Origin of the sequence: Streptomyces rimosus subsp. rimosus (assembly GCF_000720725.1) — a bacterium.
Lineage (GTDB): Bacteria > Actinomycetota > Actinomycetes > Streptomycetales > Streptomycetaceae > Streptomyces > Streptomyces rimosus_A.
Genome location: NZ_JOCQ01000058.1, coordinates 25,309 through 43,607 on the forward strand (window position 1 = coordinate 25,309; position 18,299 = coordinate 43,607).

General features: G+C 74.4%; 16 protein-coding genes and 5 tRNA genes. 13 read left to right on the plus strand and 8 right to left on the minus strand.

What is annotated here, in order from left to right:
* The first annotated feature begins 21 nt into the window (after positions 1-21).
* The 6 genes from IH45_RS0126715 to IH45_RS0126740 all read left to right on the plus strand — a co-directional run bounded on the left by IH45_RS0126715 (position 22) and on the right by IH45_RS0126740 (position 9,595).
* Positions 22-885, plus strand: coding sequence for a MetQ/NlpA family ABC transporter substrate-binding protein (locus IH45_RS0126715; protein ID WP_030673599.1), 864 nt, complete (start codon positions 22-24; stop codon positions 883-885).
* A 192-nt stretch (positions 886-1,077) separates the two neighbouring features.
* Positions 1,078-1,713, plus strand: coding sequence for a GNAT family N-acetyltransferase (locus IH45_RS0126720; RefSeq protein ID WP_030673601.1), 636 nt, complete (start codon positions 1,078-1,080; stop codon positions 1,711-1,713).
* Between the two features lie 240 nt (positions 1,714-1,953).
* Entirely contained in the window at positions 1,954-3,168 is a 1,215-nt protein-coding gene (gene cbiE, locus IH45_RS0126725) for a precorrin-6y C5,15-methyltransferase (decarboxylating) subunit CbiE (RefSeq protein WP_030673603.1), read from the plus strand.
* A gap of 237 nt (positions 3,169-3,405) precedes the next feature.
* The gene (cobT, locus tag IH45_RS0126730; protein ID WP_030673606.1) at positions 3,406-7,299 is read left to right on the plus strand and encodes a nicotinate-nucleotide--dimethylbenzimidazole phosphoribosyltransferase; all 3,894 of its coding nucleotides are present in this window, start codon (positions 3,406-3,408) and stop codon (positions 7,297-7,299) included.
* A 222-nt stretch (positions 7,300-7,521) separates the two neighbouring features.
* Positions 7,522-8,745, plus strand: coding sequence for a uroporphyrinogen-III C-methyltransferase (cobA, locus tag IH45_RS0126735; RefSeq protein WP_030673617.1), 1,224 nt, complete (start codon positions 7,522-7,524; stop codon positions 8,743-8,745).
* A 28-nt stretch (positions 8,746-8,773) separates the two neighbouring features.
* Positions 8,774-9,595, plus strand: coding sequence for a TrmH family RNA methyltransferase (locus IH45_RS0126740; RefSeq protein WP_030673620.1), 822 nt, complete (start codon positions 8,774-8,776; stop codon positions 9,593-9,595).
* On the opposite strand, the gene IH45_RS0126745 is transcribed toward IH45_RS0126740, so the two are convergent.
* The gene (locus IH45_RS0126745; protein WP_030673622.1) at positions 9,573-9,986 is read right to left on the minus strand and encodes a Cif family virulence factor; all 414 of its coding nucleotides are present in this window, start codon (positions 9,984-9,986) and stop codon (positions 9,573-9,575) included. The genes IH45_RS0126740 and IH45_RS0126745 overlap by 23 nt on opposite strands.
* A gap of 104 nt (positions 9,987-10,090) precedes the next feature.
* Entirely contained in the window at positions 10,091-11,611 is a 1,521-nt protein-coding gene (locus IH45_RS0126750) for a serine/threonine protein kinase (RefSeq protein ID WP_063763058.1), read from the minus strand.
* A gap of 203 nt (positions 11,612-11,814) precedes the next feature.
* On the opposite strand from IH45_RS0126750, the gene IH45_RS0126755 reads away from it, so the two are divergent.
* The 4 genes from IH45_RS0126755 to IH45_RS0126770 all read left to right on the plus strand — a co-directional run bounded on the left by IH45_RS0126755 (position 11,815) and on the right by IH45_RS0126770 (position 14,061).
* Entirely contained in the window at positions 11,815-12,084 is a 270-nt protein-coding gene (locus tag IH45_RS0126755; RefSeq protein WP_030673627.1) for a hypothetical protein, read from the plus strand.
* A 189-nt stretch (positions 12,085-12,273) separates the two neighbouring features.
* Positions 12,274-12,483, plus strand: a complete 210-nt coding sequence (locus IH45_RS0126760; protein ID WP_030673630.1) for a hypothetical protein — start codon at positions 12,274-12,276, stop codon at positions 12,481-12,483.
* A 189-nt stretch (positions 12,484-12,672) separates the two neighbouring features.
* Positions 12,673-13,707 (plus strand): phosphotransferase family protein, encoded by a 1,035-nt coding sequence (locus IH45_RS0126765; protein WP_063763057.1) that lies wholly within the window; start codon positions 12,673-12,675, stop codon positions 13,705-13,707.
* 63 nt (positions 13,708-13,770) lie between these two features.
* Positions 13,771-14,061 (plus strand): TFIIB-type zinc ribbon-containing protein, encoded by a 291-nt coding sequence (locus tag IH45_RS0126770; protein WP_030673636.1) that lies wholly within the window; start codon positions 13,771-13,773, stop codon positions 14,059-14,061.
* An 83-nt stretch (positions 14,062-14,144) separates the two neighbouring features.
* On the opposite strand, the gene IH45_RS0126775 is transcribed toward IH45_RS0126770, so the two are convergent.
* The 5 genes from IH45_RS0126775 to IH45_RS0126795 form a co-directional block, all read right to left on the minus strand.
* Positions 14,145-14,216 (minus strand) — tRNA-Val (locus IH45_RS0126775).
* Between the two features lie 36 nt (positions 14,217-14,252).
* A tRNA-Val gene (locus IH45_RS0126780) sits at positions 14,253-14,324 on the minus strand.
* Between the two features lie 47 nt (positions 14,325-14,371).
* A tRNA-Val gene (locus IH45_RS0126785) sits at positions 14,372-14,443 on the minus strand.
* 1 nt (position 14,444) lies between these two features.
* Positions 14,445-14,518, minus strand: a tRNA-Cys gene (locus IH45_RS0126790).
* A 35-nt stretch (positions 14,519-14,553) separates the two neighbouring features.
* Positions 14,554-14,626 (minus strand) — tRNA-Gly (locus IH45_RS0126795).
* A 178-nt stretch (positions 14,627-14,804) separates the two neighbouring features.
* Between IH45_RS0126795 and IH45_RS0126800 the strand changes: the two genes are divergently transcribed.
* From IH45_RS0126800 to IH45_RS0126810, 3 genes are read left to right on the plus strand one after another with little or no spacing between them, the layout of a single operon-like run.
* A complete protein-coding gene (locus IH45_RS0126800; protein ID WP_030673638.1) occupies positions 14,805-15,875 on the plus strand; it encodes a chorismate-binding protein in 1,071 nt (356 codons plus the stop codon).
* Positions 15,872-16,696: an aminotransferase class IV gene (locus IH45_RS0126805; protein WP_030673641.1), complete on the plus strand. Its 825-nt coding sequence runs from the start codon at positions 15,872-15,874 to the stop codon at positions 16,694-16,696. The genes IH45_RS0126800 and IH45_RS0126805 overlap by 4 nt, the downstream gene beginning before the upstream one ends.
* A gap of 35 nt (positions 16,697-16,731) precedes the next feature.
* Positions 16,732-17,562 carry a GNAT family N-acetyltransferase gene (locus tag IH45_RS0126810; protein WP_030673644.1) on the plus strand — a complete coding sequence of 277 codons (831 nt, stop codon included), beginning with the start codon at positions 16,732-16,734 and terminating at the stop codon, positions 17,560-17,562.
* Between the two features lie 33 nt (positions 17,563-17,595).
* Here IH45_RS0126810 and IH45_RS0126815 read toward each other — a convergent pair whose 3' ends face one another.
* Positions 17,596-18,120, minus strand: a complete 525-nt coding sequence (locus tag IH45_RS0126815) for a DsbA family protein (RefSeq protein WP_030673646.1) — start codon at positions 18,118-18,120, stop codon at positions 17,596-17,598.
* Between the last annotated feature and the right edge of the window lie 179 nt (positions 18,121-18,299).

An 18,299-nucleotide genomic window follows, 5' to 3' on the forward strand; every position in this document is an offset into this window, starting at 1 on the left:
ACCGAGATAGGGGCACTCTTCGTGCGTACCACCCGCAACATCACCGTGGCCGCCCTGGCCGCGGCAGCCGTCGCCCTCGGCGCGAGCGCCTGCAGCGCGCCCTCCGACGTCTCCTCCTCCGGCGGCGGCAAGAAGAAGGACAGCAGCGCACCGCTGACCGTCGCCGCCAGCCCGACCCCGCACGGCGCGATCCTGAACTTCGTCAAGGACAAGCTCGCGGCGAAGGAAGGCCTCACGCTGGAGGTCAAGGAGTTCAACGACTACAACCTGCCGAACAAGGTCACCGAGGACGGCCAGGTCGACGCGAACTTCTTCCAGCACAAGCCGTTCCTGGACACCTACAACCAGAAGAACGGCACCCACATCGTGCCGGTCGTCAACGTCGCGATCGAGCCGCTCGGCGTCTACTCGAAGAAGGTCAAGAAGCTCTCCGAGCTGACCGCAGGCAACACCGTCTCGGTCCCGAACGACCCGTCCAACGAGGGCCGCGCCCTCAAGCTGCTCGCCGACAACGGCGTCATCACCCTCAAGGACGGCGTCGGCTCCGACGCGAAGCTGACCGACGTCAAGGACAACAAGGGCATCAAGCTCACCGAGCTGGAGGCCGGCCAGATCGCGCCGCGCCTGGCCGACGTGGACGCCGCCGTGATCAACGGCAACTTCGCCATCGGCGCCCAGCTCAAGCCCTCCACCGACGCGCTGGCCCTGGAGAAGGCGGAGAACAACCCGTACGCCAACTTCCTGGCCGTCAAGAAGGGCAACGAGAACGACCCGCGGGTCGAGAAGCTGGCGAAGTTGCTGAACTCGCCCGAGGTCAAGAAGTTCATCGAGGACAAGTACAAGGACGGGTCGGTCATCCCGGCCTTCGGTGCCCCCAAGAGCTGAGCACCGTCCCGTACGTGACGTCCGCACCGGCTTTTGAGCCGTTCGACGACGGGCCCCGGCCGCGCACCGCGCCACCGGGGCCCGCGCGCGTGGCACATCGCCGGTCGGATGCTGCATGCTGGTGCACTCAAAGACGGTCAACCCGGCCCGAACTTCGGAGCAGCACGGTCAACGGCGATGGAGCAGCGGCATATGACATCCACCTTTCCGGACATCTCCATCAGCACGGATCGGTTGGTGCTTCGCCCGTTCGAAGAGGCCGACGTGCCCGCGCTCACGGAGATGATGAACGACGAGCTGACCACCGCCTGGACCGCGCTGCCGCACCCGTACACCCCCGGCCTCGCCCGTGACTGGACCACCCGCCGGGCCGCCGCGGTGCGCACCGAAGGCCGCGGCATCGCCTTCGCCGTCACCGAGTTCCTCACCCAGCGCCTGGTCGGCACCGTCCAGCTCGACCACACCGACTGGCGGGTGCTCAGCACCGAGATGGCCTACGTCACCGCGCCCTGGGCCCGGGGCGAGGGCTACGCCTGCGAGTCGGTCCTGGCGGTCGCCCAGTGGCTCTTCCGGGACCAGAAGTTCGAGCGGGTGGAGCTGCGCACCGCCGCCGACAACACCGCCGCCCAGCAGGTGGCCCAGAAGGTCGGCTGCATCAGCGAGGGCGTGCTGCGCAACGCCTGGATAGCCCGCTCGCGCACCGAGGACGGCGGCTGGACCGACATCCGTACGGACCTGATCGTGTGGAGCCTGCTGCCCGAGGACCTCGACGGGGTGCCGGGGCGGATGGCCGACGCCAACGGCTTCGCCTATCCCGAGTGGAACTGAACGTTCCCGCCCGGGCCCCGGCCGGACGGTTTCGGCCAGGTCCGGCGCGGCCCGCGCGCTGTGGTCCGGACCTCTGCCGGTAGTCTCGGCCTGCCGCCCGAACCCGGTGCCCGGCCGGCCGCCGCCGTGCGACCCGACCGGCGCGTGCGGGGCGCGTTCCGTGGGCGCGGCCGTTGCGTACCGCCCAGTCCTGTTCCCCGTCCTGTTCCGTAGCAAGCCAAGCCCAGGAGACTGACGACGATGGCCGACCGGGTCACGGTGATCGGGTGGGACGGTTCGCCGTTGACCGCCGCCGCCCGCTCCGCCCTCGGCGCGGCGACACTCGTGGCCGGCGCCGCCCACCACCTCACCCTGCCCGAAGTCCCGCCGCACGCCGAACAGATCCGGCTGGGCAGCGTGGACCTGGCCGCCCGCCGCATCGCCCAGCACCGCGGCACCGCCGTGGTGCTCGCCGACGGCGACCCCGGCTTCTTCGGCGTCGTACGGACCCTGCGCGCGCCGGAGCACGGCCTGGAGGTCGAGGTGGTGCCCGCCGTCTCGTCCGTCGCGGCGGCCTTCGCCCGTGCCGGCATGCCCTGGGACGACGCCCAGATCGTCGTCGCCCACAGCCGCGACCTGCGCCGGGCCGTGAACGTCTGCCGCGCGCACACCAAGGTCGCGGTCCTGACCGCACCCGGCGCCGGGCCCGCCGAACTCGCCCTCCTGCTGGACGGCGTGCACCGCACCTTCGTCATCTGCGAGGAACTGGGCACCGGGCGCGAACAGGTGACGGTCCTCACCTCGGACAAGGCCGCCGACCACGTCTGGCGCGACCCCAACGTCGTCATCGTCGTCGGCGGTGCCAGCGCCGCCGCCCAGGGCAGCGGCTGGATGGCGGGCCGCGATGTCGCCTACCCGTCGCCGCCGCGCGGCTGGGGGCTGCCCGCACAGGCGTACGGCGGCGTCCTGGGCGAAGGTGAATCCGTCCAGCTGCGCAGCGCCCAGCTGGCCTGCCTCGGGCCCCGGCCCGGCGACCTGGTCTGGGACATCGGCGCGGGCAGCGGCGCCGCCGCCGTCGAGGCCGCGCGCTTCGGGGCGGCCGTCATCGCGGTGGACGCCGACCCGGACGCCTGCGACCACACCGCCGCGGTGGCCCGCCGGTACGGCGTCCAGCTCCAGGTCGTACAGGGCCGCGCGCCCCAGGTGCTGGAGGACCTGCCGGAGCCGGACGTCGTACGGGTCGGCGGCGGGGGAGCGGCGGTGGTCACCGCCTGCGCCGCCCGCCGTCCGGAGCGCATCGTCGCGCACGCGGCCACCCGCGACGAGGCCGAGGCGATCGGACGGGCGCTGGCCGACGGCGGTTACGAGGCCGAGTGCGCGCTGCTGCAGTCCGTGGAACTGGACACCTCCGCCTGGGTCGAGCGCGAACGGGCCGTCGTCTTCCTGCTCAGCGGCTATCGGGTTCCTCACCCGTGACCGGGCGCGGACCCGGCGCGGGGTAGGCTGGCGGATCGTTGCGCCGCCGTCCCACGTTCGGTTTCGTACGCCAATATCCGGAACATGCCGTGGTTTTGGCCGTAAATGAAGCTCTCCAGGGCGGACGTGCCGCGAGGCGCGCTCGCTCGTTCTAGCTATCGGGGCGATCGGCGCGCCGCGGTGGAGAGCGTCGCACGAGCGGTTGGAAGGAGCACTACCAATGGGCGAGGGGTACGCATGACCGACACCGGCCAGGTCCCGGGCGAGGGGCAGCCGGAGAACGCAGGCGGACAGCCCGGACAGCCGCAGCCGGCGGCCGTTCCCTCCCCTGCCGATGCCGGCCCGACGCAGGCACCGGGCGTGCCCCAGGCTCCCGACGCCTATACCTTCCTCGACCCCGCCGACGCGGGAGCCGAGGACGACGACCTGCTGCTGATGCCGGGCGCGCAGGGCGCGTGGGGCAGCGAGCAGCAGCACCACCAGCCGGTCGCGCCGCCGCCGTTCCCGCAGCAGGCCCAGGCGTCGCAGGCGCCGCCCCAGCAGTCCGTGCCGGAGCAGGCGGGCCCGTACGACTCCGCCCCGCTCGGCGCCATGGCGTACGAGCCCCTGCCGCCCGAGGCCGGCGACCACGAGAGCGGCGGCCGCGACTCCGGCTCGGTCGACATGAGCGGCGTACGCGTCCCGCCGCCCGCCGCGCCGCAGCAGACCCCCGCGGCGCCGCGCCGCCCGCTCCACATGGGCCCGCCGGTCCCCGACGCGGGCGGCGGTGTGGTCCGCTCGCTCGCCGACCGCGGCCCGGCGGGCGCGCCGCCGCGCGCGAACGCCGCCCGGCCCGCGCCGGGCCCCGAATACCTGGACGTGGAGGAGGGCGCGCCGCAGGCGGAGACCTCCGTCGGCGTCCCCGTCGCGCAGCAGGCCGTCGCCGAGGAGTACGCGGCCCCCGGCGCGGCGCCGCTGCCCGGACCGCAGCTCGGCGGGATCCCCGCCGAGGTGCCGTCGTGGGACAGCGCCCCCGCGCAGGCGGCCCCCATGGCGCCGGTCGCCGCGGCAGCCGCCGGGCAGGCCGCTGCCGCCGCGCCGACGGCTCCGGGTGCAGAAACGGTCGATCGCGGTGCTGAGGAGGCTGCGGTGGCTGATGTGACGGCCGAGGCGGCTGAGGTTCCGGTGGAGGGCGCGCCGGCCGAGACGGCTACGGCCGAGGCCGCGCCGCAGATGGTGGCCGACGAGGCCCAGCAGGCCGGACAGGCCGTGGCGGTGGAGCCGGTCCAGGAGGCGGCCGCCGCCGGTACGGCCGAGGGCGCGCAGCCCGTGGAGGTGCCGCAGCCCATACAGGTCGCCGAGGAGGCACCGGCCGCCCCGGCCGAGACCCCCACGGCGGGCCAGGACACCGCCGTACCCGCCGAGCAGGAGCAGGCCGCGCCCCAGGAGGCACCGGCCGAGGCCGTGCCCGGGGCGGAGGAGGCTGTGGTGGAGGAGACTGCCTTGGCCGAGCAGGAGCAGGGCGCCGCGCCTGCGGCCGAGGAGCCTGCGCAGGACGTGGCGCAGGAAGCCGTGGCGCAGGCCGAGCAGGGCCCGACGGAGCAGGCGCAGGCCGAGCAGACCGTGGACCAGCAGGTCGAGGCGATCGCTGTAGAGGTGGCTCCGGAGGCTCCCGCCGAGGCGGCGCAGCCGGCCGAGGCCGTCGAGCCCGCTCCGGCCGCCGATGCGCAGGCCGCGGCCGCGGAGGCCGTTCCCGCCGACGTCGCTCCCGCTGATGCCGCCCCCGCCCCCGCCGACGCTGAGCAGGCCGTTGGTGAGCAGGCCGTCGCCCCGCAGGCCACCGCCCCGCAGCCGGGCCAGGCCACTGCCCCCGAAGGCCCCCAGCAGCCCGAGGAGGCCCAGAACATCACCGAGGCCGCCCAGAACGTCTCCGGGGAAGCCCGGAACACCCCTGGCGAGGCTCCGAACACCGAGCAGCCCGCCCAGGTTCCCGCCCAGGCCCCCGAGCAGGCCCCCGCAGTCGGGCAGCCCACCGCCGCACAGCCCACCGCCACCCCGGCGGACGCCTCCCGCCCCCCGGCCGAAGACGGCTCCGACGCCGGGCAGCCGGTCGTGGAGCAGGACGCCGCCGAACTGGTCCAGCTCGGCGACGCCCCGGACGCCCCGGTCGTCCTGAACGCGCAGGACGCTCCCGGCGCACCGGCCGGAGCCGTCCCCGAGCAGGCCGCCCCGGCCGCCGCCGAGGCCGTACCGTCCGCGGAGCCCGTACCGTCCGCCGAGGCCCCCGCGACCCCGGACGCCCCGGCCCCCGTCCCCCAGGACGGGACTGCCCCTCAGGCCGATCCCCAGGAGCCCGCCATCGAGGCCGAGTCCGTGGCCGCCGAGGCCGAGCCCGCCGTCCCGGCGCAGCCGGCCGGCCCCCCGGCCGCCGGTTACGACGATTCCGAGCGGGCCGCCGTACACCGGGTCATGCGCGAGCGCCGCGACATCCGTAACGGCTTCCGCCCCGACCCCATCCCCAACGAGGTGCTGCTGCGCGTCCTGGAGGCGGCCCACACCGCCCCCAGCGTCGGCCACTCCCAGCCCTGGGACTTCGTCGTCATCCGCTCGCAGGAGACCCGGGAGCGGATGCACCAGCTCGCCGCGGCGCAGCGCGAGGCGTACGCGAAGTCGCTGCCCAAGGCCCGTGCCAAGCAGTTCCGCGAGCTGAAGATCGAGGCCATCCTCGAAACGCCGGTCAACATCGTGGTGACCGCCGACTCGACCCGCGGCGGCCGGCACACCCTCGGCCGCCACACCCAGCCCCAGATGGCCCCCTACAGCTCCGCGCTGGCGGTGGAGAACCTGTGGCTGGCGGCCCGTGCCGAGGGCCTGGGCGTCGGCTGGGTCAGCTTCTTCGACGAGCGTGAGATGGTGCGCGAGCTGGGCCTGCCCGAGCACCTGGAGGTCGTCGCGTACCTCTGCGTCGGGTACGTGGACGAGTTCCCGGACGAGCCCGAGCTGATGCAGGCCGGCTGGGCCAAGCGCCGCCCGCTGTCCTGGGTGGTCCACGAGGAGACGTACGGCCGCCGCGCCCTGCCCGGCGAGGCGCCCGCCAACCTCCTCCAGGAGACACTCCAGGGCATCCGCCCGCTGGACGCCAAGGCGCTCGGCGAGGCGTGGGAGCGCCAGAAGCGGATGACCAAGCCGGCCGGCGCCCTCGGCATGCTGGAGATCATCTCCGCGCAGCTGTGCGGCCTGTCCCGCAAGTGCCCGCCGCCGATCCCGGAGCCGGCCGCCGTAGCCGTCTTCGCGGGCGACCACGGCGTGCACGCCCAGGGCGTCACCCCCTGGCCCCAGGAGGTGACCGCGCAGATGGTCGCCAACTTCCTGGGCGGCGGCGCGGTCTGCAACGCCTTCGCCAACCAGGTGGGCGCCGAGGTCTGCGTGGTGGACGTGGGCGTGGCCGCCGACCTGCCGGCCACCCCCGGTCTGCTGCCGCGCAAGATCCGGCCGGGCACCGCCGACTTCACCGTCGGCCCCGCGATGAGCCACGACGAGGTGCTGCGCGCCATCGAGGTGGGCATCGAGACCGCCCGCGACCTGGTGGCCGCCGGGAACAAGGCGCTGATCACCGGTGAGATGGGCATCGCCAACACCACCACCTCGGCCGCCCTGATCTCCATCTACACGGAGACCGACCCCGCCGAGGTCACCGGCCGCGGCACGGGCATCAACGACGAGACGCACGCCCGCAAGGTCGACGTGGTGCGCCGCGCCCTGGAGCTGCACCGCCCGGACCCGGGCGACCCGATCGGCGTCCTCGCCGCGGTCGGCGGCCTGGAGCACGCGGCCATGGCCGGTCTGATCCTCGGCGGCGCCTCACTGCGTACGCCGGTCATCCTGGACGGCGTCAGCGCCGGAGCCGCCGCCCTGGTGGCCCGCGCCATCGCCCCCGAGGCGCTGGCCGCCTGCATCGCGGGCCACCGCAGCGCCGAGCCCGGCCACGTCGCCGCCCTCAACAAGCTCGGACTGCGCCCCCTGGTCGACCTCGACCTGCGGCTCGGCGAGGGCACCGGCGCCCTGCTGGCGCTGCCCGTCGTGCAGAGCGCCGCCCGCGCCATGCACGAGGTCGCCACCTTCGATTCCGCCGGAGTCACCGAGAAGAGCTGACGCCCGCGCACGGCCCTGCGCATGACCCCCGGCCCGCAGCCTCATAGGCTGTGGGCCGGGGCCGTACCCTCTCACCAGGTCGCCGTACCCTCTCACCAGGCCCCCGGGGCGGTAGCCGCCCCGTACCACCGCCGCTCCAGCGCCGCAGCGGCGACGCGTCCCCACCTTCGCCAGCGCGCGCTGCCGCACCACCGCGCCACCCCCACAAGGAGCCGTACCGTCATGGCCGAGCACGCCGAACACGCCGCCTACCCCGTCGGACTGCGCCTGTCCGGCCGCCGCGTGGTCGTCCTCGGCGGCGGCCAGGTCGCCCAGCGCCGCCTGCCCTCCCTGGTCGCCGCGGGCGCCGATGTGCTGCTGATCTCCCCGTCCGCCAAGCCGTCCGTCGAGGCCATGGCCGACACCGGCGAGATCCGCTGGGAGCGCCGCCGGTACGCCCCGGGCGACCTCGCGGACGCCTGGTACGCCCTGATCTCCACCGATGACCCCGAGGCCAACGCCGCCGCGTCCCAGGAGGCCGAGGACCGCCGCGTGTGGTGCGTGCGCTCCGACGACGCGGAGGCCGCCACCGCCTGGACCCCGGCCACCGGCCGCAGCGAGGGCGTCACCGTCGCGGTCCTCACCGGCCGTGACCCGCGCCGCTCCGCCGCCGTACGGGACGCCATCGTCGAGGGCCTGCGCGACGGCACCCTCGCCGCCCCGCACCACCGCGCCCGCGCCACCGGCGTCGCGCTGGTCGGCGGCGGCCCCGGCGACCCCGACCTGATCACCGTGCGCGGCCGCCGCCTGCTCGCCGAGGCCGACGTGGTCATCGCCGACCGGCTCGGGCCCCGCGACCTGCTCGCCGAACTGCCGCCGCACGTCGAGGTCATCGACGCCGCGAAGATCCCGTACGGCCGGTTCATGGCCCAGGAGGCCATCAACAACGCCCTGATCGAACACGCCCGCGCCGGGAAGTCGGTGGTCCGCCTCAAGGGCGGCGACCCGTACGTCTTCGGCCGCGGCATGGAGGAGCTCCAGGCGCTCGCCGAGGCCGGTATCCCGTGCACCGTCGTGCCCGGCATCTCCAGCTCCATCAGCGTGCCCTCCGCCGCCGGCATCCCCGTCACCCACCGCGGGGTGGCCCAGGAGTTCACCGTCGTCAGCGGCCATGTCGCGCCCGACGACGAGCGTTCGACGGTCGACTGGTCGGCCCTCGCCCGCCTGCGCGGCACCCTCGTCGTCCTCATGGGTGTCGAGAACAGCGGCGCCATCGCCGCCACGCTCATCGCCCACGGACGCGGCGCCGACACCCCGGTGGCCGTCGTCCAGGAAGGCACCACCGCCGCCCAGCGCCGCGTGGACGCCACGCTCGGCACGCTCGGCGAGACGGTACGGGCCGAAGGCGTACGGCCGCCGGCGGTCATCGTCATCGGCGAGGTCGTGGCCGTGAACCCCTCGAACTGACCACCCCACCACTGTTGAGGCACACCCCGTGGCTGACATCATCACCGTCGACGACCCGGACGACCCGCGTCTGAGCGACTACACCGGCCTGACCGACGTCGAGCTGCGCCGCCGCCGCGAACCGGCCGAGGGCCTGTTCATCGCGGAGGGCGAGAAGGTCATCCGGCGCGCCGGGCAGGCCGGTTACGCGATGCGCTCGATGCTCCTGTCCGCCAAGTGGGTCGAGGTGATGGACGACGTCATCGCGGCGGCGACGGCTCCGGTGTACGTGGTCAGCCCGGCCCTCGCCGAACGCGTGACGGGCTATCACGTACACCGCGGCGCCCTGGCCTCCATGGCCCGCAAGCCGCTGCCGACGGCCGCCGAACTCCTCGCCCGGCCCGGCACCCGCCGTATCGCGGTGATGGAAGCGGTCAACGACCACACCAACATCGGCGCCATCTTCCGCAGCGCCGCCGCCCTCGGCATGGACGCCGTGCTGCTCTCCCCGGACAGCGCCGACCCGCTCTACCGCCGCTCGGTGAAGGTCTCCATGGGCGCGGTCTTCGCCGTGCCGTACGCCCGCCTGGAGAACTGGCCCCGCGACCTGGAAACCGTGCGCGAGGCGGGCTTCCCCCTCCTGGCCCTCACCCCCGACGCCCGGGCCGTCCCGCTGGACGAGGTGGCCCCGCACCGCATGGACCGCGCCGCCCTGATGCTCGGGGCCGAAGGCGACGGCCTGTCCCCGCGGGCCCTGAAGGCCGCCGACACGTGGGTCCGTATCCCCATGGCCCACGACGTGGACTCCCTCAACGTGGGGGCCGCGGCGGCGGTGGCGTTCTACGCGGTCACGGCTGGTCGTACCAGGTGAAGGAGACGATGCGCCAGCCCTCCGGGGTGCGGGCGAACTGGAAGGACTTGGTTCCCTCGCCCTCGTACGGCGCGCCGTCCAGGAAGCCGGACTTGCGGTACGTGCCGAACCGCGACGCGATATCGCCCGCGATCTCGGTCCGCTCGGAGGTCTCCCATTCGGAGAACTCGACCAGCCGGCCCTCGGTCAGCAGCCGCTGCCGCGGCTCGATGAACGCCTCGACGGTGTAGACCGTGAACTGCGGGCCGGTCACGACGATCAGGCCCTCCGGGAGGACCAGCCGGCGGATCCGGTCCACCTCGGGGGTCCGGCCTCCCCGGTTGTCGAAGGCACCGAAGAACTCGGTGGTCAGCGCGTCTATCTCGGACTTGTCGGCTTCGATCTTGGACATGGCGCGAAATTAGCACCTGCCCGCCCTCACATGGGACGGAATGTTCGAATCGGTGGCCGGTGGCCGGTGGCCGGTGGTCAGGGGTCGGGCTGTCAGTCGGGCCGTCAGCCCTGCCCCTGCGCGGTCCCCGGCGGCTGCGCGGAGGACGACGCGACGTACCCCGGCCGCTCGGTGCCCAGGCTCCTGGCCGGTCCCTGGCACCCCTGCGCCACCGCGATCCCCAGCGCGACCAGCAGCGTCACCGTGATGAACACGATGATCCGCTGCCGCAGCAGCCGCCGGTCGGGTCCGGGCCTGCGTCCGCCGGGTGACGTGCGCGCGCCCGTACGGGAGGCCCGTGCCGGGCGCGAACCGTTTCGGCCCGGGGTGCGTGCTCCCGGTACGGACGGGCGCGCCGACGGCCGCCGGCCGCCACGCGACTTCGGCGCGGCTTCACCCGAAGGCCCCGCGCCCGGGGCGCCCGCCGCCGGAGCGGCCGGAGTCCCCGGCGTGCCCTGGGGCCGGACCGGCGCTGCTCCCCGGCCCGCCCCGCTGCCGCGCGGCGCCTGAGGACGCGGCGTCGGCGTGTTGGCCGCCCGCCGCTCCGTGCGCTGCCGCGCGTACTCCTCCGCGCGCTTCCCGGTCGGGCGGTCCGCCTGCGGCCGTACGGACCTGGCCCGCGCCGGAGTGCTCCGCTCGGACGGCGCCCCTCGCTCGGACGGCACACCCGCGCCCCGCTCGGACGACGGGCCGCGCCCGGGCCGCAACCGCCCGGCCCCACCGGGCAGCGCATCGCCGCCGGTCCCGCCCGGCAAGGACAGCCCCTGCGCCTCGCGGGCGGCGATCTCCTTCAGCCGCAGCGACAGCGACAGCGTGCTGGGCCGGTCCGCCGGGTCCTTCGCCAGGCACGCCGCGAGCAGCGGGGCCAGCGCGTCCGGCACACCGGACAGCTGCGCCTCCTCGTGCACGACGCGGTAGAGCATGACTTCCGAACTGCCTTGCCCGAAAGGCGAGTCGGCGGTGCACGCGTACGCGAGCGTCGCGCCCAGCGCGAAGATGTCCGTCGCCGGGGTCACGGCCGCGCCCCGCACCTGCTCCGGCGCGAGGAAGCCGGGCGATCCGACCGCCGTACCGACGTGGGTGAGGGTGCTCGCCCCGGTGGCCCACGCGATGCCGAAGTCGATGATGCGCGGGCCCTTGGGGGAGAGCAGGATGTTGGACGGCTTCAGGTCCCGGTGGACCACGCCCGCGTCGTGGACCGCCAGCAGGCCCTCGGACAGCGCGGCGCCGATCGAGGCGACCTGCGCCGGGTGCAGCGGGCCCTCGTCGTTGACCTTGTCGTGCAGGGAGGGCCCGGGGACGTACTGCGTGGCGAACCACGGCCGGTCCGCGTCCAGGTCGGCGGCCACCAGCCGCGCCGTACAGCCGCCGCGGATCCGCCGCGCGGCCGACACCTCGCGGGCGAACCGCGAGCGGAACTCCTGGTCCTCGGCCAGGTCGGGCCGGATGACCTTCAGGGCCACCCGCTGCCCGCGCTTGTCCGAGCCGAGGTAGACCACGCCCATCCCGCCCGCGCCGAGCCTCCGGTGGAGCCGGTACGAACCGACGACACGCGGGTCCTCGCGCCGGAGCCGCATCATCGCCATGTCCATCCCCGCTGCCCGGTCCCGTCTGACGTGGCACAGCTTACGGATTGACGGCTCGCTGTGCTGATAGGCCGCGCATGCGTCGGCGACCTGATTGTCAGTGGCCGGTGGGATCCTGAAGAAGTGGGGGGAATCCGGGCGAGGCGCCGTCCGGCCTCCCGCGCGCGTGCCCAATGATCCGTCGCGAAAGGGGGATTGACGCGGTGAAGGGTGACCGGGTCGAGATCGTCGTGGATGCCGGGGACACCACCCGGGCGTATGAAGTCGTGGCGAGCAGGGCGGGCCGCAGGGTCGAGACGGCGGTGCGCAGGGGAGTGGTGGAAGTGAGCGAAGTCACCCGGAGCGGCTCGGTGGTCCGGACCGCCCGCTTCATGGCCACCCGGGTCCTGGCCCTGGTCGAACATCCCGTGCCGAGGGCCGAGGAGTCCGAGACCGCCGGGGAGCGTCCCCTCCGGGATGACCCCAGGTCCTGAGGGGGGCGTCTCCACCCAGAGGTGTAGGCGCGGCGGCCTGCCGTCATCCTGGCGTAGGCCGCCCAATCGGTACGACGGCATGACGCCGGCGGCTTGCCGGCTGCCTAATGTTGTCTGCAAGCGGCGGGCGAACGCACTCGTCCCCCGAGGTCAGACGCCCGCCGCCCCAAGACTGACGGGAGCGGGGAGATGTCGGACCTCTTCGGACGCACGGCTGTCCGCACGCAAGGGCGCGAGAGTGCCTCGGCGTTCGGCGGACGGACCTCCGGGACACGCCGCCATCCGCTCGTCGCGGTGGCCATGGTGCTGCCGCTGGCGGTCCTGCTCGCCGTCGTGTTCGGCGGCTGGGATGCCGTCATGACACAGGCGTCGTCCGTGGCCGGAATGCTGGGGCGCTGAGGCGCCCCGGTCCCGGGAGAGCGGCCCGGGACGGGGGACTTCCGGCCGACAACCCCGTGGGGACGGGGGTGCGGCGGACGGCAGAATGGCCGGGCATCTGGGGAGATGCCCGGCCATCGGCCTGTTCCGGGCCGGCCGGCGGGCTGTGTGGGTCCTGCCCCACCGCCTACGCTCCTCCGGGGAGGGACGATGCCCGCAGCGCACATCCGCCAACTGGCCGCCCTGGCCGCCCCGCCGACCGGCCCGGAAGCGATCCCCCGCCCCAGCGCCCGCTACTCCACCAGCGTCCCCGCCCTCCTCGCCGACCGTCCCGACGCCACCCTCGTCCGCTGCGGGAACGTCGTGGCCAAGGCACACGCGCCGGACTGTGACGCGGACCGGCTGGCCGTACGGCTTCGGGTCGCCGCCCACCCGTACCTGCACCGCATCCTGCTGCCGCCGCTCCCGGCCGCCGGCTCCGGAGGCCTTCTCACCCTGCTCGCCGACGGCCGTCCCGCGACCCGCTGGCCCTACGGCCGGCCCGTCTCCCCGGAGGACGATCCGGACGCGGCCCCGTGGGAGGAGACGGCACGGCTGCTCGCCCGCCTGCACACCGTTCCGGTGGCGCGGCTGCCCGGCCCGGTGCCGCCGATGCGCGGCCCGGCCAAGGCGGCCCGCGCCCTGTCCCGTATGCGCGCCGCGCTCACCGCACCCGGCCCGCCGCCGTACCCCTCCGCCGTCACCGCCGTCGAGCACGCCTGGTCCCTGCTGCCCCGATGGGCCCGCGACGAGGCCCCACCGCCGCGCGCCGACGCCCTGTGCCACGGCGACCTCCACCTCGGACAGCTCGTCAGGCACCCCGCACCGGACGGCCCCTGGCTGCTCATCGACATCGACGATCTGGGCCTCGGCGCCCCCGCGTGGGACCTGGCCCGCCCTGCCGCCTGGTTCGCCACCGGGCTGCTGGCCCCCGGCCCCTGGTCCCGGTTCCTCGGCGCCTATCGGGCGGCGGGCGGACCCGCCGTGCGCCCGTACGGCGATCCCTGGCCGGAACTCGACGTGCCCACCCGCGCCCTGACGGTCCAGACGGCAGCCCTCGCCATCGCCAAGGCCGCGCCCGCCGCCCGCCCGCTGGATGCCGATGAGACGGCTTTCGTCGACGCCTGCGACCGGATGGTCCGCGAAGCCCGTAAGGCCCGAACGGCTTGCGTACTAAGGGAGTTGGCGGGCCGCCCACGGCCGTAGGGTGAATCCGTCACCACCGGACGGCCGCTCCGGAGGCCGCCTCTCGACAAGGAGATGAGCGCCATGCAGTGTCCCAAGTGCCACGGCCCGATGCAGACGTACAACCGCAACGGCGTGCAGATCGAGCAGTGTGCCGGCTGCCGGGGGATCTTCCTGGACTACGGGGAGCTGGAGGCGCTGTCGCGTATGGAGGCGCAGTGGTCCCACCAGGCTCCGCCGCCCCCGGCCCCGCCGCAGGCGTACCCGCACGCCCCGCAGGCGTACCCGGCCACCCCGGTCTGGGGCGCCTCGCACCACGGCCATCACGGGCACCACGGCCACCGCGGCTTCGGGCGGATGCTGTTCTCCTCCTGAGCCGCCTCCCGAGCCGCGGCCCGGGTCCGCCCGTACAACGGCGAAGGGCCGGAGCGTGTGCTCCGGCCCTCGACCGTACGGTGTGGACGATACTGGGATTGAACCAGTGACCTCTTCCGTGTCAGGGAAGCGCTCTCCCGCTGAGCTAATCGTCCTCGGGACCGCGGCCGGAGCCGCGGAGTGGTGCTGCGTGCGCGATACTGGGATTGAACCAGTGACCTCTTCCGTGTCAGGGAAGCGCTCTCCCGCTGAGCTAATCGCGCGGGATCCGCCCTGCCCGAAGGCGGGGGGAGCGGTCCTTGCGGACCAGTGGACGATACTGGGATTGAACCAGTGACCTCTTCCGTGTCAGGGAAGCGCTCTCCCGCTGAGCTAATCGTCCTTGGAGGTGGAGACGGGATTTGAACCCGTGTAGACGGCTTTGCAGGCCGTTGCCTCGCCTCTCGGCCACTCCACCAGGAGTGCGGGGGTTCGGGAAGATCCCCCACTTCGAGCGGACGACGAGACTCGAACTCGCGACATCCACCTTGGCAAGGTGGTGCTCTACCAACTGAGCTACGTCCGCAGGTGCCTTTCCCGGACCAGGTCCGGGGAGGAACCCCGTCTCCGTTTCGCTTCCGCGTCCCGGCGACGTGTTGAACTCTAGCGGATTCCCGGGCCAGTACAAAAACGCGTTTGTGCAGCGTGCTGCGCTGCTCGCCCGATCGGGGCGGCCGGCGGGGCCCAGCCATAGACTCGATGGCGTGAACGACCTCCCTCCGCTGGCCCGATTCGGCGGCCGTACAGCCACTGACCTGCGCGATGTCACCCGTGATCCGGAGGCCCTGGATTCGGCCGGCTGGTGGGCCGTCGTCGCCGACTACGAGGGGGGCGTGCTCTGCGCGCGCTTCGGTGACGTGCGGGACACCGGGTCCGTACCCCCGCCCGACACCGCCCGCTGGCGGGGCCCGGCCCCCGCGGACTGGCGCAGCTCCCTGGACCGCGCCGCCTACACCGCGGGCGTACGGCGCATACGCGAGCACATAGCCGCCGGCGAGGTCTATCAGGTGAACCTCTGCCGCATTCTGAGCGCGCCCCTGCCGGATCCCGCGCGCGCGGACGTGGAAGCGCTGTCCGCCGTCCTGGCCCGCGGCAACCCGGCCCCGTACGCGGGCGTGGTCCGGCTCCCGGCGCACGGCGCCGAGGTCGCCACCGCCTCCCCGGAGCTGTTCCTGCGCCGCTACGGCCGTACGGTCGAGTCCGGCCCGATCAAGGGCACCGGCCGGGTCCCCGAGGACCTGCGGGACAAGGACCGGGCGGAGAACGTGATGATCGTGGACCTGGTCCGCAACGATCTCGGGCGGGTCTGCCGCACCGGCTCCGTCACCGTCCCGGCGCTGTGCGCGGTCGAGGCGCATCCGGGCCTGGTCCACCTCGTGTCCACCGTGCGCGGCGAGCTGGCCGAGGAGCACGGGAAGACGGGCTGGGCGGACCTCCTCGACGCCACCTTCCCGGCCGGTTCGATCACCGGGGCTCCCAAGCTCGCCTCCCAGCGGATCATCGAGGAGCTGGAGACCGCGCCGCGCGGCCCGTACTGCGGCGGCATCGGCTGGGTGGACGCCGACCGCGGCACCGGTGAGCTGGCCGTGGGCATCCGTACGTTCTGGATCGACCGGACAGCCCCCGAGGGCCCGGTGCTGCGCTTCGGCGCCGGTGCCGGGATCACCTGGGGCTCGGACCCCGAGGGGGAGTGGGACGAGACCGAGCTGAAGGCCCGCAGGCTGCTGGCGGTAGCGTCGGGCCTGCATGAGCCGAGCGGAAGGGGACGACCATGAAAATCTGGCTCGACGGGGAGCTGCGGGACGCGGACGGCGCCCGGGTCTCGGTCTTCGACCACGGCCTGACGGTCGGCGACGGCGTCTTCGAGACGCTGCGGAGCATCGACGGGCGCGCCTTCGCCCTCACCCGCCACCTGGACCGGCTCGCCGCCTCCGCCCGCGGCCTGGGCCTGCCCGACCCGGACCTCGACGAGGTACGGCGCGCCTGCGCGGCCGTCCTGGACGCCAACCCGGTGCCGCTCGGCCGGCTGCGCATCACCTACACCGGCGGTCTCTCACCGCTCGGCTCGGACCGCGGCGAGGCGGCTCCCACCCTGGTCGTCGCGCTCGGCGAGGCCCCCCGCCGTCCGGACACCACCGCGGTCGTCACCGTCCCCTGGACGCGTAACGAGCGCGGCGCGCTGGCGGGCCTGAAGAGCACGTCGTACGGGGAGAACGTCATCGCGCTGGCCCGCGCCCGCGCGGAGGGCGCCTCCGAGGCGCTGTTCGGCAACACCGTCGGCCAGCTCTGCGAGGGCACCGGCTCCAACGTCTTCGTCGCCCTGGACGGCGTGCTGCACACCCCGCCGCTGTCCTCCGGCTGCCTGGCAGGCATCACCCGCGCCCTGACCGTCGAGTGGACCGGCGCCAAGGAGACCGACCTGCCGCTGGACGTCCTGGAGTACGCCGACGAGGTCTTCCTGACCTCCACGCTGCGCGACGTACAGGCCGTCACCCGCGTGGACGGGCGGCAACTGGGTGACGCGCCGGGCCCGTTGACCGCCGAGGCGATGCGGGTCTTCGCGGAGCGGGCCGCCGCCGACTTCGACCCGCGCTGATGACGGACGCCCGGGAAACCGGGTAGAAAGCCAGCGTGACCACTACGCTGCGCCCCGCCGGGCCCGAAGAGCGACGCGACGACGGCGGCCGGGCCCGAACGTACGAAGTCTGCGTCAACAGCCGCCCCGTGGGCAGGATAAGCCTGGCCACGGACGCCCTGCTGGGCCCGTCCGCCGGGCGCGTCGCGGACCTGCACATCGACGAGGCGGACCGGCACCGCGGCCGCGGCACGGTCGCGGCCCTTGCCGCCGAAGAGGTGCTGCGCGGCTGGGGCTGCCGGCGGATCACGCTGGACGTGCCGGCCGACGCCGACGTGGCGCTGCGGCTGGCCGCCGCCCTCGGCTACACGGAACACAGCCGCCGGATGCGCAAGGAACTGACCACCCGGCCCGGGCTCCCCGCCGGCAGCGCCGACCGGCCGATGGACGCGGCGGAGTACCCGGCCTGGCTGGCCGCCGCGTGCACCGAGTACGTAGACGTGCAGGTGGCCCACGGTATGCCGCGCCGGCGGGCGGAGGAGGCGGCAGCGCGGGACCACGCGCGGCTGCTGCCGGACGGCCCGGCCAGCGCGCACCAGTCGCTGCGCGTGCTGACCCACGAGGGCACGGACGTCGGCACCGTCTGGACCACGACGGACGACCCGGCCCGGCCCGGCGGCTACGTCATGGACGTCCAGGTGGCGCCCGAGCACCGCGGACAGGGCCACGGCCGTACGCTCATGCTCGTCGCCGAGCGGGTGACCCTCGCCGCGGGCCGTGGCGTGCTGGGCCTCAACGTCTTCGCCGACAACCCGCGGGCGCGCGGCCTGTACGAATCGCTGGGCTACCGGCCGTCCGACTACTCCCTGCACAAGCTCCTGCTGTGAGCGGGCGCGGCCCGCCCGCCCCGGCGGACCGCGTCAGCCCCGCCCGGCCGTCAGCCGCTCGATGATCTCCTCGATGCGCTCGCGCAGGCCCTCCTGGCTCTTGCTGCCGTCCAGCAGCTCCCCGCCGATCAGGTACGTGGGCGTGCCGGTCACCCCGATCGCCTTGCCCTCGGCCTGGTCCGCGTCGACGGCGAGCAGATGCCGGCCGTCGATGAGCGCGGTGTCCATCTCCTCGGCGTCCAGGCCCAGTTCGCCGGCCACCTCGATCAGCAGCCGCTCGCCCTTGCCGCCGAGTTCTTCCGTACGGGCCAGGACGGCTTCCACGTACGGCCAGCCCTTGCCCTGCTCCATGGCCTCCTCGGCGGCCTGGGCCGCGGCGTACGCGTGCTGGTGCTTGGCCAGCGGGAAGTGGCGCAGCCGGATGTCCAGCCGGTCCCCGAGGCGCTCGCGCAGGGCCCGCAGGTCGTCCAGCGCGGCGGTGCAGTCCGGGCACTGCAGCTCGCACCACACGTCGAGGACGACGGGGAGGGCCGGGCCGGAGGTCGTGGCGTCGTTCATGGGGCCAGTCTCCCAGCAACCGCCGCCGGGCCCGAACCGGGACCTGCGGAGGAGCCCGACCCCGAGATGTCCCTGAGCCCGCCCCCGATCGTGGCCCCGGGCGCCCGCGACAGGGCAGGATGGAAGGCGGAGGAACGGGGGCGTCGCCGTGTGCGCCGCGCCGTACGACTGGATCGACC

Bases quoted from the DNA above. Each gene is read 5' to 3' on its own strand.
- cbiE (WP_030673603.1), top strand. From the start codon at position 1,954: ATGGCCGACCGGGTCACGGTGATCGGGTGGGACGGTTCGCCGTTGACC.
- IH45_RS0126720 (WP_030673601.1), top strand. From the start codon at position 1,078: ATGACATCCACCTTTCCGGACATCTCCATCAGCACGGATCGGTTGGTG.
- IH45_RS0126750 (WP_063763058.1), bottom strand. From the start codon at position 11,611: ATGGCGATGATGCGGCTCCGGCGCGAGGACCCGCGTGTCGTCGGTTCG.
- cobT (WP_030673606.1), top strand. From the start codon at position 3,406: ATGACCGACACCGGCCAGGTCCCGGGCGAGGGGCAGCCGGAGAACGCA.
- IH45_RS0126760 (WP_030673630.1), top strand. From the start codon at position 12,274: ATGTCGGACCTCTTCGGACGCACGGCTGTCCGCACGCAAGGGCGCGAG.
- IH45_RS0126815 (WP_030673646.1), bottom strand. From the start codon at position 18,120: ATGAACGACGCCACGACCTCCGGCCCGGCCCTCCCCGTCGTCCTCGAC.
- IH45_RS0126770 (WP_030673636.1), top strand. From the start codon at position 13,771: ATGCAGTGTCCCAAGTGCCACGGCCCGATGCAGACGTACAACCGCAAC.
- IH45_RS0126805 (WP_030673641.1), top strand. From the start codon at position 15,872: ATGAAAATCTGGCTCGACGGGGAGCTGCGGGACGCGGACGGCGCCCGG.
- IH45_RS0126745 (WP_030673622.1), bottom strand. From the start codon at position 9,986: ATGTCCAAGATCGAAGCCGACAAGTCCGAGATAGACGCGCTGACCACC.
- IH45_RS0126765 (WP_063763057.1), top strand. From the start codon at position 12,673: ATGCCCGCAGCGCACATCCGCCAACTGGCCGCCCTGGCCGCCCCGCCG.
- cobA (WP_030673617.1), top strand. From the start codon at position 7,522: ATGGCCGAGCACGCCGAACACGCCGCCTACCCCGTCGGACTGCGCCTG.